Genomic DNA, 15,076 nt, shown 5'->3' on the forward strand with positions numbered 1-15,076 from the left:
GTATTTTATACTTCGATAGATTTACCATCTTCAACGATATGGTAAAGTAAATGCGCTAAATGATGAATTGGACCATTTTCTTCCTCTTCTTCATTTGTCTCACCTTGGAATTCAAGATCATTTAAGTATAGTGCTAAAAATTGATAGAACAATTTCAAATCAAATCCGTAGCAAGCACTTGGTTCTTCATGATCTCCTTCATATTGTAACATTAAGTATTGCTCGTTTCCTTCTGCATCTTCAGCATCAAAGAATACGAAGAAACCAACGTTTGTATCTAAATCAAATAGATGACGAGTACCTTTTTCTGTTGCTTTATCGAAGTCCTCTTCACTTAATTTATGTACTGTTGTTGCCTTTGCATTATCCTCTTGATGAAAATTTACTGTAAATGATTTCAATGCTGACACCTCCTGATTGTATAAAAGTAGCATAACAGATTAAACAACATAATACAAAGGGACTGCTCACAAATGTAAACAGCCCCTTATTATTTATTTCCGTATAGCTCGTAATAAGAAGCTCACAATGAAAATTAATATGACCGCACCTATTAAAGCTGGAATAATTGCAAATCCGCCAATAACAGGACCGAATTTACCAAGTAATAACGAACCAAGCCAAGAACCAATAATACCAGCAATAATATTACCAATTACACCGCCCGGTACATCCTTTCCAGTGATCAGACTTGCAAACCATCCTAAAATACCACCGACGATTAAATACCAAATCATATATTTACCTCCTTTATTTTTGAACAATAAAATTATAATCAGAAACAATTGCTTACCATTAGTTATGTTACATTTTTCATAAGTTATTCGTCTTATGAAAATCATTCAAATCTGCTCAACATATTAAGGACAATCTGGCTTCAATATTGTTCTCATAAATTCGTCTTTAAACGCTTGATAATTAAATTCAACGGCAATTCTTTGTATAGGACGATTATCAAACGTCGTTGGCTCAGCTATTCTTCTAAAATCTGCAACACTTTGCCCTCTCGTTACATCATTTGTCGTACTTATCCAAACTGCTGATTTTTTATATTCAAAAATATCATCATTCATAAATGAAATGAACGGAAGTAAATCGTGAATCGGACTCCCAGCAATACCTGGATATTCTTTTTTGTAAAAATTTTCGTAATAAAAATCGATCATTGGCTTAATAAGTTTCGCCTGTCCTGTTCCTTCTTTATCAATAATATCGACCATTTCAGGAGTAATAAGTGCTTCTTGCGTTACATTTAACGGATATATAGTAGCGTTCTTCGCATATCTCATTACGATATTTGCCGCAATTGGATCGCCGTAAAAATTAGCTTCCGATACTGGTGTAACGTTCCCCGGAAAAAGAAAAGCACCACCCATTATATAATAAGAACATACTCGATTCATTAAATTGGGGTACAATAAAAATAATGTTGCAAGTGTTGTTAATCGTCCCGTCGCCACTATAATAATATCTTCAGGACAAGGCTCAATTAATTTAATCAATTCGCAAAAATTTTCGCTCTCACAAATTCTCATTTTCGGTGGAATGATTGGACCTAAACCGTGATCCCCATGAATTTCCGGGAAAAATAAAGGTTCTTCAGCTGTCATCGGTCTACTGGCACCTTCAATAATTTTTACTTTTGTAGCATAGTATCTTTCTAAAAAATAAACATTTTCCGTTACAATTTCTCTTGATACATTTCCATACTCTGCAACGATACCTATAATATCTAATTTGCATGTTTTATTCGCATAAATTAACGTTACTGCATCATCAATACCAAAATCTCCGGAAAAGATTATTTTTTTATTAACTTTTCTCACCCCTCTCCAGCATAATCTACTATCATTATTATGCAAAAAAGACAAGGCGGTGAAACGGAGATAATTAAAAAAGCCGCCTATTTATTGGCGACTTCAATCTTCTTATACGATAAATATGCTAGTACATTTTTGCTTGAATCATATTTCGGATTATTCCCTTTTCTCGGTTCTCTCATATGTGTTTTTTCAAACCCAGGAATGTCAGGCATTTTCTCTAAAAATTCAAGCATCTCTTCCTCAGTTCCCTCAATACGTACACGAATCATTATTGCTATTCCTCAATTCTCATTTTATCTGTACTAAGTATATCGTACATCAGAAAGACTGCAAGAAATTTATCTTTTTAATGTTGAACTTTTTTTACATATGAACAGTGCCATTTCAGTATAGAACGATTCTATTTTATTGTTTTCAAATTGAATTTTGAAAAATCCCTGCATTTCATTTGATGTTTTCATCATACACTCTGTTATCTTTACACGTTTTTGCATAGGTACATCCATCATATCGCACCACCAATCAAAATCGAACTTCTTGTCAAAAGTATGACATGACTGCATTTGTAAACCATGTTTCTCTAATAAAGTAATCCATTCTGTTTTTTTCAAAGCTCGTTCATGGCTCGGATCTCTCTTCTTTTCGATAAAGTTATAAAATGTATCAAATTCATTATTTTCTGGTGAAACATTATCAATTAATATAAATAATCCATTATTTTCTAACGTTCGATGTACTTCAAAAATAAATTGCAAAGGATCAACAAAGTGATGTGCGGCAATTCGGCATGTAATTGTATCAAAGGCTTCATCAGCAAATGGTAAATTTTCTGCATTTCCTGCTACAAATGATACATTTTCATGCCCGTTCCCTTCTATAAAACCTTTTGCTTTTTCTAACATTTTTTCTGTTAAATCAAGAGCGACTACCTCTTTAAACATTGGGGCTAACAAATTTGCAACATGTCCACCACCAGTAGCAATATCAAGAAGACGAGTATTATGACGAGTTTCAACTTGCTGAACTACATATTGTAAATCCGGTCCATTTGCATGAATTTTACTTTTCACATACTTCTCTGCATTACTACCAAATTGTTGTTTCACAAGTTCTTCTTTACTCATTTTTATCATCTTCTTTCTATAAAGTATTATATTTAATTTATAAGTTCTCTCTATATAATTTCAAATCCTCTTTTAGTCTCGTCTCTTCTATTAGAGACCTTCTATCAAAAAAATTTAACTCTTTTATTTTTAAGTACAAAACAAAAAAGGTTATGGGAACTTATCCCACAACCCCACAAAGTATCTCTTATATTTGAGGATCTTCTTACACGTCTAAATAGCTTAATCCCCCTGTAACTTCACAAGAACTTCTACTTCGCTATTAGTAGCCTCTCTTGCATGAAATCCATATTGATCCATGCCAATCCATATCCACCCAGGACTATCATAAAGAATATCTATGTTGAAATGCTCCAACTTAGTAAGTTCTGACCTAATAAATTTATTCCTACTAGCGATTTGCTTATCAAGCAAACCATATTCTTTCCCATTTTCAAATAGCGCTATAATCTTTCCTGCAAGTGGATGTATACGAACAATAAAGTGATATTCCTTTTCATTTATATTCGCCACAATCTTACTAGAATCAGGTACATCCCATCTAGAATTAGGCATATTCATATCAATCAGCTCCTTTATTGGTTTCATTAACATCATAACAGATGAATATTTAAATATTATTAATATAATGTAAAAAATATAAAAGCTGACTTCCCTTTAGAAATCAGCTTTTACACATTGTTTATCTTTAAACTTTCTACAAATTTTATAATGTTTCTTTCTCTTCATCATTTCCGGAAACTAAATCTCCTAAAACATCCACCGTAACTTCAACTACAAATTCACAAATCCCTGCTACAACTTCTCCAATTACTTCCTCCATCTTTCTACCTCCTTGTTTTATGTAACTTATTTGTAGTATAGGAGATATTGGTTAATTTTAACTATCGTTAAAGGTGACAAAAACATTACAGATTTGTAAGCTGTTTCAATGTTTTTTTGAATTTATACTTCTTCCCTTTGAAACTTTAAGTATTATTAACAACCAGATAGGTCATCATAATAGAAAGTATTTAAGAATCCTAATTTAAAGGAGGCGTGTAAAATATACTACGTAAAATTAATTAAAGGTCAATCTTTCTATGCTTTTGATCATCGTTTCTTAATATCTCAAGAAGAAGCGGTTTCGGAAAAAATTTTTAATTACTTACGCCGTAATGAATTCTTTGAAGTGCGTAAAGAAGAATATTCTGCCTAATGTACAAACAGCATCAAGAAACAACTCACAGTATTGTGATTCTTTCTTGATGCTTTTATATTATCGCCCTATATTCAACTGTATTCTCAATTCTATTAACATCTTCTAGTATATGTCCAAGCTAATACATCGTTACTTTCATATTTTAGTATATGAGGAGGTGACGAACATGACTCATATCATTGATTACCAAGCTACTCAACCAATAAATAAAACTGGTGAAACTACTTTTACGATTCCCCATTCCCCAAACAAAGCAATTCTAGCTAATATTAAATTAAAAATTTCTAGAGGAGATGCATGTAATAATCGAGTAGAATTAATTGCTACAGTTGGAGTTGAAGGTATAACTGAGATTTCACAAGTTTTATTCCGAATTTTCCGTGACAATACAGAAATCTTCAACGCTCAAGTAGGAATTGAATCTACAGATTCTGAGCAATTTTACGCGCAAACATTTCAAGCTATAGATCAAAATGTTAGCTGCGGGACTCACGAATATTCATTAACTGTAGAAAACCTTACTAGTGGTGCAAGTGCAGATGTTGTTGGTCCACTATCTTTTAGCGGTTTAGCTATTGGACAAGATCATAAGTGTTGCTAAAAGAATCTAGTGTTTGATGTTGCATTTGAGAAAAGTGAGAAGTAGTAACTACGTTCTCACTTTTTTATTTTCTCTATGTTTTTCTTTATTTTCAATTTGTATTTAATCAAGAGTTTTTCACATTTTGAATTACTTATTTCATCATATAATTAATCAAATTTTCAACAAATCAAAAAAATTGAAATCCATTAATGAAACACGTAATATAGACTCTGACTCTAAAAAAGCGCGTTAAAAAATAATGAATAAAATACGGAGGTTTTATATACGAGTTTTTAATTTCAAAAGACTGAGAGGTTTAAATTATGTGGCGTAATAAAAATGTTTGGATCGTATTAATTGGGGAGTTTATTGCTGGTCTAGGGTTATGGCTTGGTATTCTTGGTAATCTTGAATTTATGCAAAAATACGTCCCTTCTGATTTTATGAAATCCGTTATATTATTTATCGGACTGTTAGCTGGTGTTCTAGTTGGTCCAATGGCTGGACGTGTCATTGATCAATATGAAAAAAAGAAAGTTCTTCTTTACGCTGGATTTGGTCGTGTGATTAGTGTTATTTTCATGTTTTTCGCTATTCAATATGAAAGTATCGCCTTTATGATTGCTTTTATGATTGTACTTCAAATTTCAGCGGCATTTTATTTCCCTGCATTACAATCTGTAATCCCACTCATCGTTCGTGAACATGAGCTATTACAGATGAACGGTGTACATATGAATGTTGGTACAATCGCTCGTATTGCAGGTACTTCACTAGGTGGAATTCTTTTAGTTGTAATGAGTTTACAGTATATGTATGCCTTCTCAATGGCAGCATACGCTTTATTATTCCTCTCAACTTTCTTCCTACAATTTGAAGATAAAAAATCAGCTACATTAAGTAAACAATCAGCTAAAGATAATAGTTTTATGGAAGTATTTCGTATTTTAAAAGGAATTCCTATTGCTTTTACAGCACTTATATTAAGTATTATCCCTCTATTATTTATAGCTGGATTCAATTTAATGGTTATTAACATTAGCGAAATGCAACACGATCCAACGATTAAAGGATTCATATATACAATTGAAGGTGTAGCATTTATGTTAGGTGCCTTCGTTATTAAACGTTTATCTGATCATTTCAAACCTGAAAAGTTACTATATTTCTTCGCAATTTGTACCGCTTTTGCACACCTTTCATTGTTCTTTAGCGATATAAAATGGATGGCTCTTACATCGTTTGGTTTGTTTGGCTTTAGTGTCGGCTGTTTCTTCCCTATTATGTCGACAATTTTCCAAACGAAAGTAGAAAAAAGCTATCACGGCCGCCTCTTCTCATTCCGTAATATGTTTGAGAGAGTTATGTTCCAAATTGTCTTACTTGGAACTGGCTTCTTCTTAGATACAATTGGATTACAGTATATGGTTCTAATTTTCGGCGTCATTTCATTGTTGATTATATTTATTTCCCTATCTAAACAGAAACAATATGAAAAACAACCTTCGCAATCTGCGAATTTATAAAACTAATACTTCTTAAGAATGGATCCAGTATTTTAATATGGCTCCATTCTTTTTCAATTTCTAGGATTGAAATTTATATGCTTTGTATAGTTCCAATTTTTAAAGGAGTATCCCCTACTACTTTCGAATACAATAAATTATAGATTCTTCAAAAAGGAGCTGTGGAAATGTCTGCTGGTATGCAATTATTAATTACCCTTCTGTTTTCATTCGTTATGTTTGGCGTCCTTAATTTTTTAGCCATTTCCCTATCTCAAAATAACTTTAAAAGAAGGATTGTTGCAGGTTTCTTATTTTTACTGTTAACTCCCATTATCTTTTTGACTACTACAGCATTCGCTTCTATATTCGATAAAGGTGGTTTTGGTGCAGCTAACCTAGCCTTTATTATTACAGATGTATATATTGTAAACGGAATTTTCATTCTTCTTTCCGCTTCATTTATCCTCAAAAAACATAACATAAGATAGACTGCTAGGCATGAATCTGGTATTACACTAGATTCATGCCTTTTTATTTTGAAAATCTCATCTTTATCCAAATTTTTATGTGAAATTTAGTAATTCTTTATAAAAATTTAAACTTTATTTTTTACAATATTCCTATCGTATTCGCACGTTTATAGAAACTAATAAGAAAGGAGTACACAATGAAAAAGTTTCTACTTGTTTTTCCTATATTCGTCGTTCTACTTAGTGGATGTAGCAATAATGATATATACGGCTCTTGGGAAGTCATTGATAATAAAAAAGGTGAATGCCCTGTATATTATAAATTTGAAACAGTTGTAAAAGAAGAAAAGAAAGAAAAGGTTGTTCACAATTTAGTGGAAATGCAAACAACAAATAAAAAAGAGGATTTATTTAAAGGAACGTTTGTTAAAAATTCTAACGTTTATCATATTGATTATGGTAACTCGTTTACATCAGATCAATCTTTAAAAGTTGTCGATAATAAATTAAATGTATACTTTTTTACAACTGAAAAAACATGTACATATAAAAAAACAAACAATTAATCTCCATTTATAACGTAGAAAATATTTTCTGCGTTATTTTTATTTCTCTCCTTATTATCCTCCCTCTAAATTTGTCAATCGTTTTAATTTTCATAAAAAAATGATAAAATATAAACATGTGTTTTCAGAATAATTAAAAACGCAGAAAGAAAACACTGTTTTTAGGAGGGGTTTTGATGACTTACACGTTAGCAACTAGAATGAAAGCATTCCAATCTTCTATATTTAGTGAATTAGGGGCCTATAAAAAAGAGAAAATTGCAGCAGGTCATAAAATGATTGATTTAAGTATCGGGAATCCCGATATGCCTCCTGCTGATTTCGTAAGAGAAGCAATGGTACATACAGCAAGTGCAAAAGAAAGTTACGGATATACGTTATCTGGTATTCAAGAATTTCACGAAGCTGTAACTGAATATTACAACAACACTCATAATGTTATATTAAATGCTGAAAAAGAAGTTTTATTATTAATGGGTTCACAAGACGGACTCGTTCATTTACCTATGGTTTTTGCAAATCCGGGAGATATAATACTAGTTCCTGATCCAGGATATACAGCTTATGAAACAGGAATTCAAATGGCCGGTGCAACATCTTACTACATGCCATTAAAGAAAGAAAATGATTTCTTACCTAACTTAGAAGTTATCCCTAAAGAAATTGCCGATAAAGCGAAGATGATGATTTTGAACTTCCCAGGGAATCCAGTTCCAGCAATGGCTCATGAAGATTTCTTTAAAGAGGTAATTGCATTCGCGAAAAAACATAATATTATCATTGTCCATGATTTTGCTTATGCTGAATTTTATTTTGATGGTCAAAAGCCAATTAGCTTCTTATCTGTACCTGGTGCAAAAGAAGTTGGTGTAGAAATAAACTCTTTATCAAAAAGTTATAGTTTAGCAGGTAGCCGTATTGGATATATGATTGGAAATGAAGACGTTGTTGGTGCACTAACACAGTTTAAATCGAATACAGACTACGGTGTATTTTTACCAATTCAAAAAGCAGCATCTGCTGCACTAAGAAATGGCGCAGAGTTTTGCGAGAAAAACCGAAGCATTTACCAAGAACGTAGAGATACTTTAGTGGACGGATTCCACAAATTCGGTTGGAATGTCGATAAACCAGCTGGAAGTATGTTCGTTTGGGCTGAAATTCCGAAAGGATGGACTTCTCTAGAGTTCGCTTATGCACTTATGGATCGTGCAAATGTCGTTGTCACACCAGGCCATGCTTTCGGTCCTCACGGCGAAGGCTTTGTACGTATTGCACTTGTTCAAGATAAAGTAGTATTACAAGAAGCAGTTGAAAACATTAAAAATAGCGGTATTTTCTCTATTGAAAAAATAGAAGAATTAGTTAAGAATTAATAATAACTCCCCTGCTTAACTTTAGCAGGGGTATTATTATTCCTGGAGGTACGATATGAATATTAAAGATACTCTTCCACATCGCTATCCATTTTTAATGATCGATAAAATTACAAACGTTAAAGAATCTCAATCAGCTACAGGATACAAACTGATCACAAATAACGAGTGGTTTATTAATAACAATCAAAACTATATGCCTCATATGCTAATTGTAGAAGCACTCGCTCAACTTAGTGCTTTTGTAAGTACAGGTGAATCTGAAGGACTTGGTTTCCTCTCCTCTTTAGATGGGGTGGAATTTCATGAAAATGCGTATCCCGGTGATAAACTTGACTTACATTATGAATTAACACGTAACAGACGAGGTTTTATTCTTGGGAAAGGAATTGCCTCTGTAAACGGTCAATCAATCGTTACCATTGAAAAGCTATTAATATATCAAGCTGATTAAACAGATTACATAGTAAGGAGTAGAAAAATGCGGAATGTTGTTGGTATTGATGCTGGGGGAACATTAACAAAAATTGCTTACTTTAACGAAATGAACAAATTAGTTTTTGAAAAATTTTATTCATATGAACAAAAAAGAATTAAAGAATGGCTTCATAATAATAATTCAATTACACAATTATGCATTACAGGTGGTAAAGCTAAACAGGTAGAACAACTACTTTCAGGTTCATATAAAATAGTAGAATTAAACGAGTTTGAAGCTACTTTAGCAGGCGTACGCTACATACTAAAAGAAGAAAAACGTGCTATAAACAACTTTGTATTAACAAATATCGGTACAGGTACTTCCATTCACTATGTTCACGACAAGCAATACGTTCGCGCTGGGGGAACTGGCGTTGGCGGTGGTACTATTATGGGCCTTTCAAAACTATTAACAAATATAGATCATTTTGAAGATGTGATTCCGCTTACGAATATAGGCTCCAGAAAAAGTCTAGATATTACAGTTGGAGATATTTATGGTGGGATTCTCTCCCCTATTGATAATAACTTAACTGCTAGCAATTTCGGAAAAGCGGCCATTACAGATTCAAATTATAGTAGTTCAGATATACTAGCTACCGTTCAAGGACTTGTCGGTGAAGTCGTCACAGCATTAAGCCTTCAATTCGCCGAAACGAAAAATATTGACCATATCATTTACATCGGTTCTACTCTATGTAATAACGTACATCTTCAAAGTATTATAAGTAGCTATACAGAATATCAAAATAAAATACCAGTCTTTTTACAAGACGGCGGTTATAGTGGTGCGATTGGTGCTTTACTTCATGGTACGAAATAAAAAAGCTGACTTTTGTCAGCTTTTTTGCAATGGTACTTCAAATTCAATAATTGACTCTCCATTCTCACCAATTCGTTCCACACTAATTCTATTAATTACACAGTCCAACTTCTCATGAAAACTAGGAATCCCCTTCGCTATTTCAGTTGCTAACTCCGCGCTACCTTTTCTCCCAACTGTTACATGTGGTATGTATGGAATATCCGTTCTCAAAAATTGTAGTAAAGGACCTGTATACAATCTATCGTGCAATTCTTCTATTTTCTCTTTCCCTATCACTTAGATTCCCGCACAGGATGTTCATCAAAAAATTGCTTTCGAAAATCTTTATTATTAACTAGCTTTTCTATTTTTTCTTGATTACCGTAAAAGAAGTTCATTACGATTCCCTTATTCCATATAAGATCATCCTTTGGCAAATCATTAAATTCTTTATAAAGTATGGGTAAAAGTTCTTCTCTTTTCAATGCAAAACTTTGATTTTTAACCTGAAACTCACACCCTTTCGCATTTGGTACTAAAATTGCAAGATAAATAGCATTAAAGAGAAAGTTCTTTTTCATCGTATCCTTCCCATCAAACCAATACGTCTCAATCATGTCATCTGTAAGATTTCCATTCTCTTTTGCACCATATTTCACTTTAATATTTTCATTTTCTAAACTGATACTTTGAACTGTTTCTCCACCAGATAAGTTTTTAACAATCGCAAACACGTCGGAATTATTTCCAACGTATGTCCCCGTATATTTTTTAAAAACCCCAGGTTCAATATGTGATATTTCTTTTATTTGTTCCCCATTAGAACAAGCAGTAACAAATAAAAAAATTGTTAGCATAACACCTGCTATTCTAATCATATACTTCATTAGACACCCCCAAGTTCTATTTATTATCCAATCTATACAATGTATCCATTAAAAACCCTTTAAAATATACGCATTTTAATCAAAATTAAAAATTTTCAATTTTTATGTTTACAATTATCCATTAATTGTATATAATTACTAACGTAAGAAAAATATTCTAAAAGGAGGTCGAAGGAAATGATGAAATTACAATTAGATGCTTTAACTTTAGCGTTAACTGCACCTGTGTTTTTCGGACAATTAAATATGAATTCGACCACCCTAATGGAGAATTGAAAATCGCACTTTATTTCTATTAATTCATAAATTCGCCACAGGAGGTCGTATACTTTCCTGTGGCTTTTTCACGCCCAGCCATAGGAGAACGATATCTTCCTGTGGCTTTTTTGTGCGATTTTTTAGTCTCATACATTATTTTTTAAAGAAAGGAGCAACATTCGATGACTATTAGCGTATTGTTTTTAAGTATTACGATTCAAAGAAATACACTTTCCAAAGCTGAAATTCTTCATAATGAGCAAATTGCAAAAGCTATGAATGATGTTAAGGAGCGCCAAGTGCTTTATTGTGATCACCTGTAATTCCTTTTCGAAAGGAGGAATTCGTCTATGACTTTTCATATTTTCTTTTTTACGACAGCACTTCAGAAAAAAACGTTATCTGAAGCTGAAATATTTCGTAAACAACAATTAAAACAAACTATGGATAAAATAACGGACATTAAAAGTTCGTATTATACACAAATGTATTAAAAATATTTTTTAAAGGGGTAATAATCTAATGAAATTTAAAGCTTTCTTTTTAACAATCACCATTCAAAAACGCAAACTTTCAAAAGGTGAAATTTCTCACGAACAACAAATTAAAAATATTATGGACGGAGTAAAAGAGCGCCAGTCCTCTTATTACAATCGTCTTTACTAAATAAATTATAAAGGGGCAATATCCTAATGAAATTTAAGGCTTTCTTTTTAACGATTACCATTCAAAAACGTAAACTTTCAAGAGATGAAATTTCTCGTGAACAACAAATTAAAAATATTATGGACGGAGTAAAAGAGCGTCAGTCCTCTTATTACAATCGTCTTTACTAAATAAGTTATAAAGGGGTAATATCCTAATGAAATTTAAAGCTTTCTTTTTAACGATTACCATTCAAAAACGCAAACTTTCAAAAGATGAAATTTCTCGCGAACAACAAATTAAAAACATTATGGACGGAGTAAAAGAGCGCCAGTCCTCTTATTACAATCGTCTTTACTAAATAAATTATAAAGGGGTAAAAATCCAATGAAATTCAAAGTATTATTTTTAACAATTACCATTCAAAAAAATAAACTGTCTGAGTTTGATATGCTTCATGGCCAACAAATTGAACAGGCAATGGACAACGTAAAAGAACGACAAAGTCATTATTGTAGTCACCTGTAATTCCTATTCGAAAGGAGGAATTCATGTATGAAGTTTCACCTTTTCTTTTTAACCATTACGATTCAAAAAGAAACTATATCTGCAAATGAAGCAAAACAAGAGGAACAGTATAAAAAGATTATAGATGAAATTCGTGATCGTAGAAGCAAGTACTACACTCACCTATAATTGTTTGAACTTATATTAGAAATGAAAGGAGTCGATTATGATGTTAATGACGCAGTGTAAAGAGATGATTTGGATAGTTCAGAGGGATTCCACATAGTTTATAAAGTTTATTTAACAAAAAATTATCGCCTGATTTGATGTGTAAAAAATATATAATAATAAGTATTTCATACACTCTAAAAAAATAAAAGATACACCAATTTAAGCGGTGTATCTTTCTCAACATATTCTATTTCCGTTTACTTCGTTTCGTCTTAAACAATCTCACTAAGTTCGAAACAACTGTTTTCGTTACCGCATAAACAGGCACTGCTAAAATCATTCCGATAATTCCCGCGAAATTACCTACCCCTAAAATAAGGATGATAATTGTTAACGGATGGATGTTTAATTTCGAACTCATAATACGTGGAGATATGATGTTACTTTCAAACTGCTGTACAATTGTTACAATAATAATTACGTACAGAGCTTGCATCGGAGATACGAACAGCCCTACAATTACAGCTGGTGCTGCTCCGATAAATGGACCTAAGTTCGGAATTATATTTGTAAATGCTGCGATAATCCCTAAAACGAAAGCATACGGTAAACCGATAATTAAATAACCAGTAAATGTAAAGGCACCTATAAATAAACAAACGAGCGCTTGCCCTTGAATATATGCAGATAATGTTTCGTTCGTTTCCTTTATGATACGAAGTCCTTCTTCACGGTAAGACTCTGGTAATACACTAACAGCTTTTCCTGGAAATGCATGTCCATCTTTAAACATATAAAATAAAATGAACGGTACTGTAAAAATAACTAACGCCACGTTCGTGATAATACCAAATAAAGCCGTTGCACTCGACGTAATTGTGTTTGGTATTTCCTTTAAGTATTCAATCGCATTTTTCTCAATTGTTTCAATGGAAACGTAGTTTTGTGTAGATAACCATTCAAATAACCTATGATGGGATAGATCTTGTATGTATACTTTCCCCTCTTTTATATAAGTCGGCATGTTTTTCACTAGATCCATTAGCTGTTGTGAGATGGTTGGAACAACTACTCCAATAGCAACTCCAGTTAATGTGATAATAAAAAGATACAGTAGTAAAATCGCTAAACCTCTAGGTACTTTTTTATTCTCCAAAAAGACTAACAATGGGTTAAATATGAAGTATAAAAATAACGCGATTAAAATTGGGAAAAATAATGTTGATATGAAGATACCAATCGGTTGAAATAGAAACGATATTTTTGTGCAAATAAATATAATTCCTACAACCATCAGCACTTCTAATGTCCAAAAGTGCACTTTCGATTTCAAAAAAACGTCCTCCTTTAAACTAGCACTTCTCTTCATTGTACCAAATTAAACTTAGATTTCACATAATATTTTCCTTTACAATATTCCAAAATCCCATTAAATACACTACAATGAGATTACAGACAAATTTGCAGGTAAAGGTGATAAATATGACACAATGCATCATTTGCAGAAAAGATACGAAAGAACTTAGTGAACAATATGTCATTCCAGAGATATTATGTGGATATTATTTCACAAACTCAATTTGTGATTCCTGTCATGAACATATGACAACAAATATTGACCGTCCTTTAATTAGACATAAATTAAGTCAATATAAGATTGAGCAAATGAAAAAACAAATCGACTCCCCTCTCTATACGAATGAACATGGTGAGGAGCTAGCAGCCGCTGAGACAGATGTAGTCGAAGTAAGTGATGAGATACTTTATTCTAATGCATTAATTATGAAACTATGTAAAAAGCACGATATTTCATTACATAATGAAATTTGGAAAGAGGAGCGCGTAACAAAAGTAGCTAGTTCTATTCAACGTGAATTGCTTTTAGATAACCGTAAATATAAGATGAGTGTATTAAAAATGGCCTATACTTTTGCTGTACAAACAATTGATGGCTACTTTGACGATCCAGATGCGATTGATATTTCTACCATTCTATTAAATGCCGATTTCATGGAATTAAAGGAAAAGAGTATCGTTCGTGACTTAAGCAAAAGCTCTTTATGGAATACATTAAATACAACGAGCGAAAACCATTACTTTATTTTACTTAGTGATAAAGACGGTCTGTTCTGCTTCATTCGCCTATTTGATATTTTTGATGTTGTTGTTCATTTATCAGAAAAAAGATACAATCTTCCATCACCAATTGTCGGCGTAAATAATGTAGACAAAAAAGGATTTTTTGTGGAAAGTTTAAAACAGTATATGGATGGGCTATTTAAAGAAACTACACGTTCTATTTAATCCACATAAGAACATACGGTCTCCTTTCTTCATGAAAAGACACTGTGTTATAATGAGTATGAAAAGAACAATACAATCACATAAAACAATTAAAAACTGTATATAAATAAAAAAGACTAGTGTGCGGCTACACACTAGTCCACGTAACTTAGCAGATTGGATTGTTCATTTATCCTATTTGTTTCGTACAAACACAACAACCCACATTCTATAGGCATAGGTGGGTTGTTATTTTTTGAGTTTGTCAATTAAGACGACAATAAACGTTAACAATGCAATGAGAAACAGTCCACCTTGCAGTAACAACGTAATTTCACTCACTTATTATCACCCCCCTCCTACTCGGAGAAGTGATAATTGAACAACCA

At 32.4% G+C, this 15,076-nt stretch carries 25 protein-coding genes and 1 pseudogene; 16 read left to right on the forward strand and 10 right to left on the reverse strand.

Going from position 1 to position 15,076, the window contains the following annotated elements:
* Positions 1 to 5: 5 nt before the first annotated feature.
* From MHI07_RS13415 to MHI07_RS13440, 6 genes are all read right to left on the reverse strand, one after another.
* The gene (locus MHI07_RS13415; protein WP_002110404.1) at positions 6 to 401 is read right to left on the reverse strand and encodes a hypothetical protein; all 396 of its coding nucleotides are present in this window, start codon (positions 399 to 401) and stop codon (positions 6 to 8) included.
* A gap of 93 nt (positions 402 to 494) precedes the next feature.
* Positions 495 to 737: a GlsB/YeaQ/YmgE family stress response membrane protein gene (locus tag MHI07_RS13420; RefSeq protein WP_002110405.1), complete on the reverse strand. Its 243-nt coding sequence runs from the start codon at positions 735 to 737 to the stop codon at positions 495 to 497.
* A gap of 123 nt (positions 738 to 860) precedes the next feature.
* Entirely contained in the window at positions 861 to 1,826 is a 966-nt protein-coding gene (locus MHI07_RS13425; RefSeq protein ID WP_215578790.1) for a nucleoside hydrolase, read from the reverse strand.
* A gap of 77 nt (positions 1,827 to 1,903) precedes the next feature.
* Positions 1,904 to 2,092: a DUF3970 family protein gene (locus tag MHI07_RS13430; RefSeq protein WP_002110407.1), complete on the reverse strand. Its 189-nt coding sequence runs from the start codon at positions 2,090 to 2,092 to the stop codon at positions 1,904 to 1,906.
* A gap of 69 nt (positions 2,093 to 2,161) precedes the next feature.
* Positions 2,162 to 2,947 (reverse strand): class I SAM-dependent methyltransferase, encoded by a 786-nt coding sequence (locus MHI07_RS13435; RefSeq protein ID WP_340824328.1) that lies wholly within the window; start codon positions 2,945 to 2,947, stop codon positions 2,162 to 2,164.
* A gap of 222 nt (positions 2,948 to 3,169) precedes the next feature.
* Positions 3,170 to 3,508, reverse strand: coding sequence for a hypothetical protein (locus MHI07_RS13440; protein ID WP_204210073.1), 339 nt, complete (start codon positions 3,506 to 3,508; stop codon positions 3,170 to 3,172).
* A 484-nt stretch (positions 3,509 to 3,992) separates the two neighbouring features.
* On the opposite strand from MHI07_RS13440, the gene MHI07_RS13445 reads away from it, so the two are divergent.
* From MHI07_RS13445 to coaW, 8 genes are all read left to right on the forward strand, one after another.
* Entirely contained in the window at positions 3,993 to 4,145 is a 153-nt protein-coding gene (locus tag MHI07_RS13445; RefSeq protein WP_080018204.1) for a YqbF domain-containing protein, read from the forward strand.
* A 169-nt stretch (positions 4,146 to 4,314) separates the two neighbouring features.
* A complete protein-coding gene (gene exsC, locus MHI07_RS13450) occupies positions 4,315 to 4,749 on the forward strand; it encodes an exosporium protein ExsC (protein WP_215578796.1) in 435 nt (144 codons plus the stop codon).
* Between the two features lie 305 nt (positions 4,750 to 5,054).
* Entirely contained in the window at positions 5,055 to 6,257 is a 1,203-nt protein-coding gene (locus tag MHI07_RS13455) for an MFS transporter (RefSeq protein WP_340824333.1), read from the forward strand.
* 167 nt (positions 6,258 to 6,424) lie between these two features.
* Complete coding sequence (locus tag MHI07_RS13460) at positions 6,425 to 6,727, forward strand: hypothetical protein (RefSeq protein ID WP_215578798.1); 303 nt, start codon at positions 6,425 to 6,427, stop codon at positions 6,725 to 6,727.
* A gap of 179 nt (positions 6,728 to 6,906) precedes the next feature.
* A complete protein-coding gene (locus MHI07_RS13465; protein WP_340824336.1) occupies positions 6,907 to 7,275 on the forward strand; it encodes a hypothetical protein in 369 nt (122 codons plus the stop codon).
* A 176-nt stretch (positions 7,276 to 7,451) separates the two neighbouring features.
* A complete protein-coding gene (locus MHI07_RS13470) occupies positions 7,452 to 8,651 on the forward strand; it encodes an LL-diaminopimelate aminotransferase (RefSeq protein WP_340824338.1) in 1,200 nt (399 codons plus the stop codon).
* A 55-nt stretch (positions 8,652 to 8,706) separates the two neighbouring features.
* Entirely contained in the window at positions 8,707 to 9,105 is a 399-nt protein-coding gene (locus tag MHI07_RS13475) for a 3-hydroxyacyl-ACP dehydratase FabZ family protein (RefSeq protein WP_016105142.1), read from the forward strand.
* Between the two features lie 27 nt (positions 9,106 to 9,132).
* Positions 9,133 to 9,954, forward strand: a complete 822-nt coding sequence (gene coaW / locus MHI07_RS13480) for a type II pantothenate kinase (protein WP_340824341.1) — start codon at positions 9,133 to 9,135, stop codon at positions 9,952 to 9,954.
* A 15-nt stretch (positions 9,955 to 9,969) separates the two neighbouring features.
* Here coaW and MHI07_RS13485 read toward each other — a convergent pair.
* Positions 9,970 to 10,227, reverse strand: a pseudogene (locus MHI07_RS13485) (hypothetical protein); the annotation flags it as partial.
* A gap of 2 nt (positions 10,228 to 10,229) precedes the next feature.
* The gene (locus tag MHI07_RS13490; protein ID WP_340824345.1) at positions 10,230 to 10,823 is read right to left on the reverse strand and encodes a DUF4825 domain-containing protein; all 594 of its coding nucleotides are present in this window, start codon (positions 10,821 to 10,823) and stop codon (positions 10,230 to 10,232) included.
* Between the two features lie 440 nt (positions 10,824 to 11,263).
* Here MHI07_RS13490 and MHI07_RS13495 point away from each other — a divergent pair, with 440 nt between their 5' ends.
* The 7 genes from MHI07_RS13495 to MHI07_RS13525 are packed head-to-tail and all read left to right on the forward strand — an operon-like array spanning position 11,264 to position 12,422.
* Positions 11,264 to 11,404, forward strand: a complete 141-nt coding sequence (locus MHI07_RS13495) for a YrzI family small protein (RefSeq protein ID WP_002110421.1) — start codon at positions 11,264 to 11,266, stop codon at positions 11,402 to 11,404.
* Positions 11,405 to 11,431: 27 nt separating this feature from the next.
* Positions 11,432 to 11,575 carry a YrzI family small protein gene (locus tag MHI07_RS13500; protein WP_000142704.1) on the forward strand — a complete coding sequence of 48 codons (144 nt, stop codon included), beginning with the start codon at positions 11,432 to 11,434 and terminating at the stop codon, positions 11,573 to 11,575.
* A gap of 28 nt (positions 11,576 to 11,603) precedes the next feature.
* Entirely contained in the window at positions 11,604 to 11,747 is a 144-nt protein-coding gene (locus tag MHI07_RS13505) for a YrzI family small protein (RefSeq protein ID WP_256415964.1), read from the forward strand.
* A gap of 26 nt (positions 11,748 to 11,773) precedes the next feature.
* Positions 11,774 to 11,917 carry a YrzI family small protein gene (locus MHI07_RS13510; protein ID WP_002120144.1) on the forward strand — a complete coding sequence of 48 codons (144 nt, stop codon included), beginning with the start codon at positions 11,774 to 11,776 and terminating at the stop codon, positions 11,915 to 11,917.
* Positions 11,918 to 11,943: 26 nt separating this feature from the next.
* Complete coding sequence (locus MHI07_RS13515) at positions 11,944 to 12,087, forward strand: YrzI family small protein (RefSeq protein WP_016100548.1); 144 nt, start codon at positions 11,944 to 11,946, stop codon at positions 12,085 to 12,087.
* Positions 12,088 to 12,113: 26 nt separating this feature from the next.
* Positions 12,114 to 12,254, forward strand: a complete 141-nt coding sequence (locus tag MHI07_RS13520) for a YrzI family small protein (RefSeq protein ID WP_070146635.1) — start codon at positions 12,114 to 12,116, stop codon at positions 12,252 to 12,254.
* A 27-nt stretch (positions 12,255 to 12,281) separates the two neighbouring features.
* The gene (locus MHI07_RS13525) at positions 12,282 to 12,422 is read left to right on the forward strand and encodes a YrzI family small protein (RefSeq protein WP_241875651.1); all 141 of its coding nucleotides are present in this window, start codon (positions 12,282 to 12,284) and stop codon (positions 12,420 to 12,422) included.
* 229 nt (positions 12,423 to 12,651) lie between these two features.
* Here MHI07_RS13525 and MHI07_RS13530 read toward each other — a convergent pair whose 3' ends face one another.
* Positions 12,652 to 13,737 (reverse strand): AI-2E family transporter, encoded by a 1,086-nt coding sequence (locus MHI07_RS13530; RefSeq protein ID WP_002110426.1) that lies wholly within the window; start codon positions 13,735 to 13,737, stop codon positions 12,652 to 12,654.
* A 149-nt stretch (positions 13,738 to 13,886) separates the two neighbouring features.
* Between MHI07_RS13530 and MHI07_RS13535 the strand changes: the two genes are divergently transcribed.
* Entirely contained in the window at positions 13,887 to 14,708 is an 822-nt protein-coding gene (locus MHI07_RS13535; protein ID WP_002110427.1) for an HNH endonuclease, read from the forward strand.
* 228 nt (positions 14,709 to 14,936) lie between these two features.
* On the opposite strand, the gene MHI07_RS13540 is transcribed toward MHI07_RS13535, so the two are convergent.
* On the reverse strand, positions 14,937 to 15,029 hold the full coding sequence (locus MHI07_RS13540; RefSeq protein ID WP_087945754.1) for a putative holin-like toxin: 93 nt from the start codon (positions 15,027 to 15,029) through the stop codon (positions 14,937 to 14,939).
* Positions 15,030 to 15,076: the final 47 nt, after the last annotated feature.

It is taken from the genome of Bacillus sp. FSL H8-0545 (assembly GCF_038006105.1).
Classification (GTDB): domain Bacteria; phylum Bacillota; class Bacilli; order Bacillales; family Bacillaceae_G; genus Bacillus_A; species Bacillus_A cereus_U.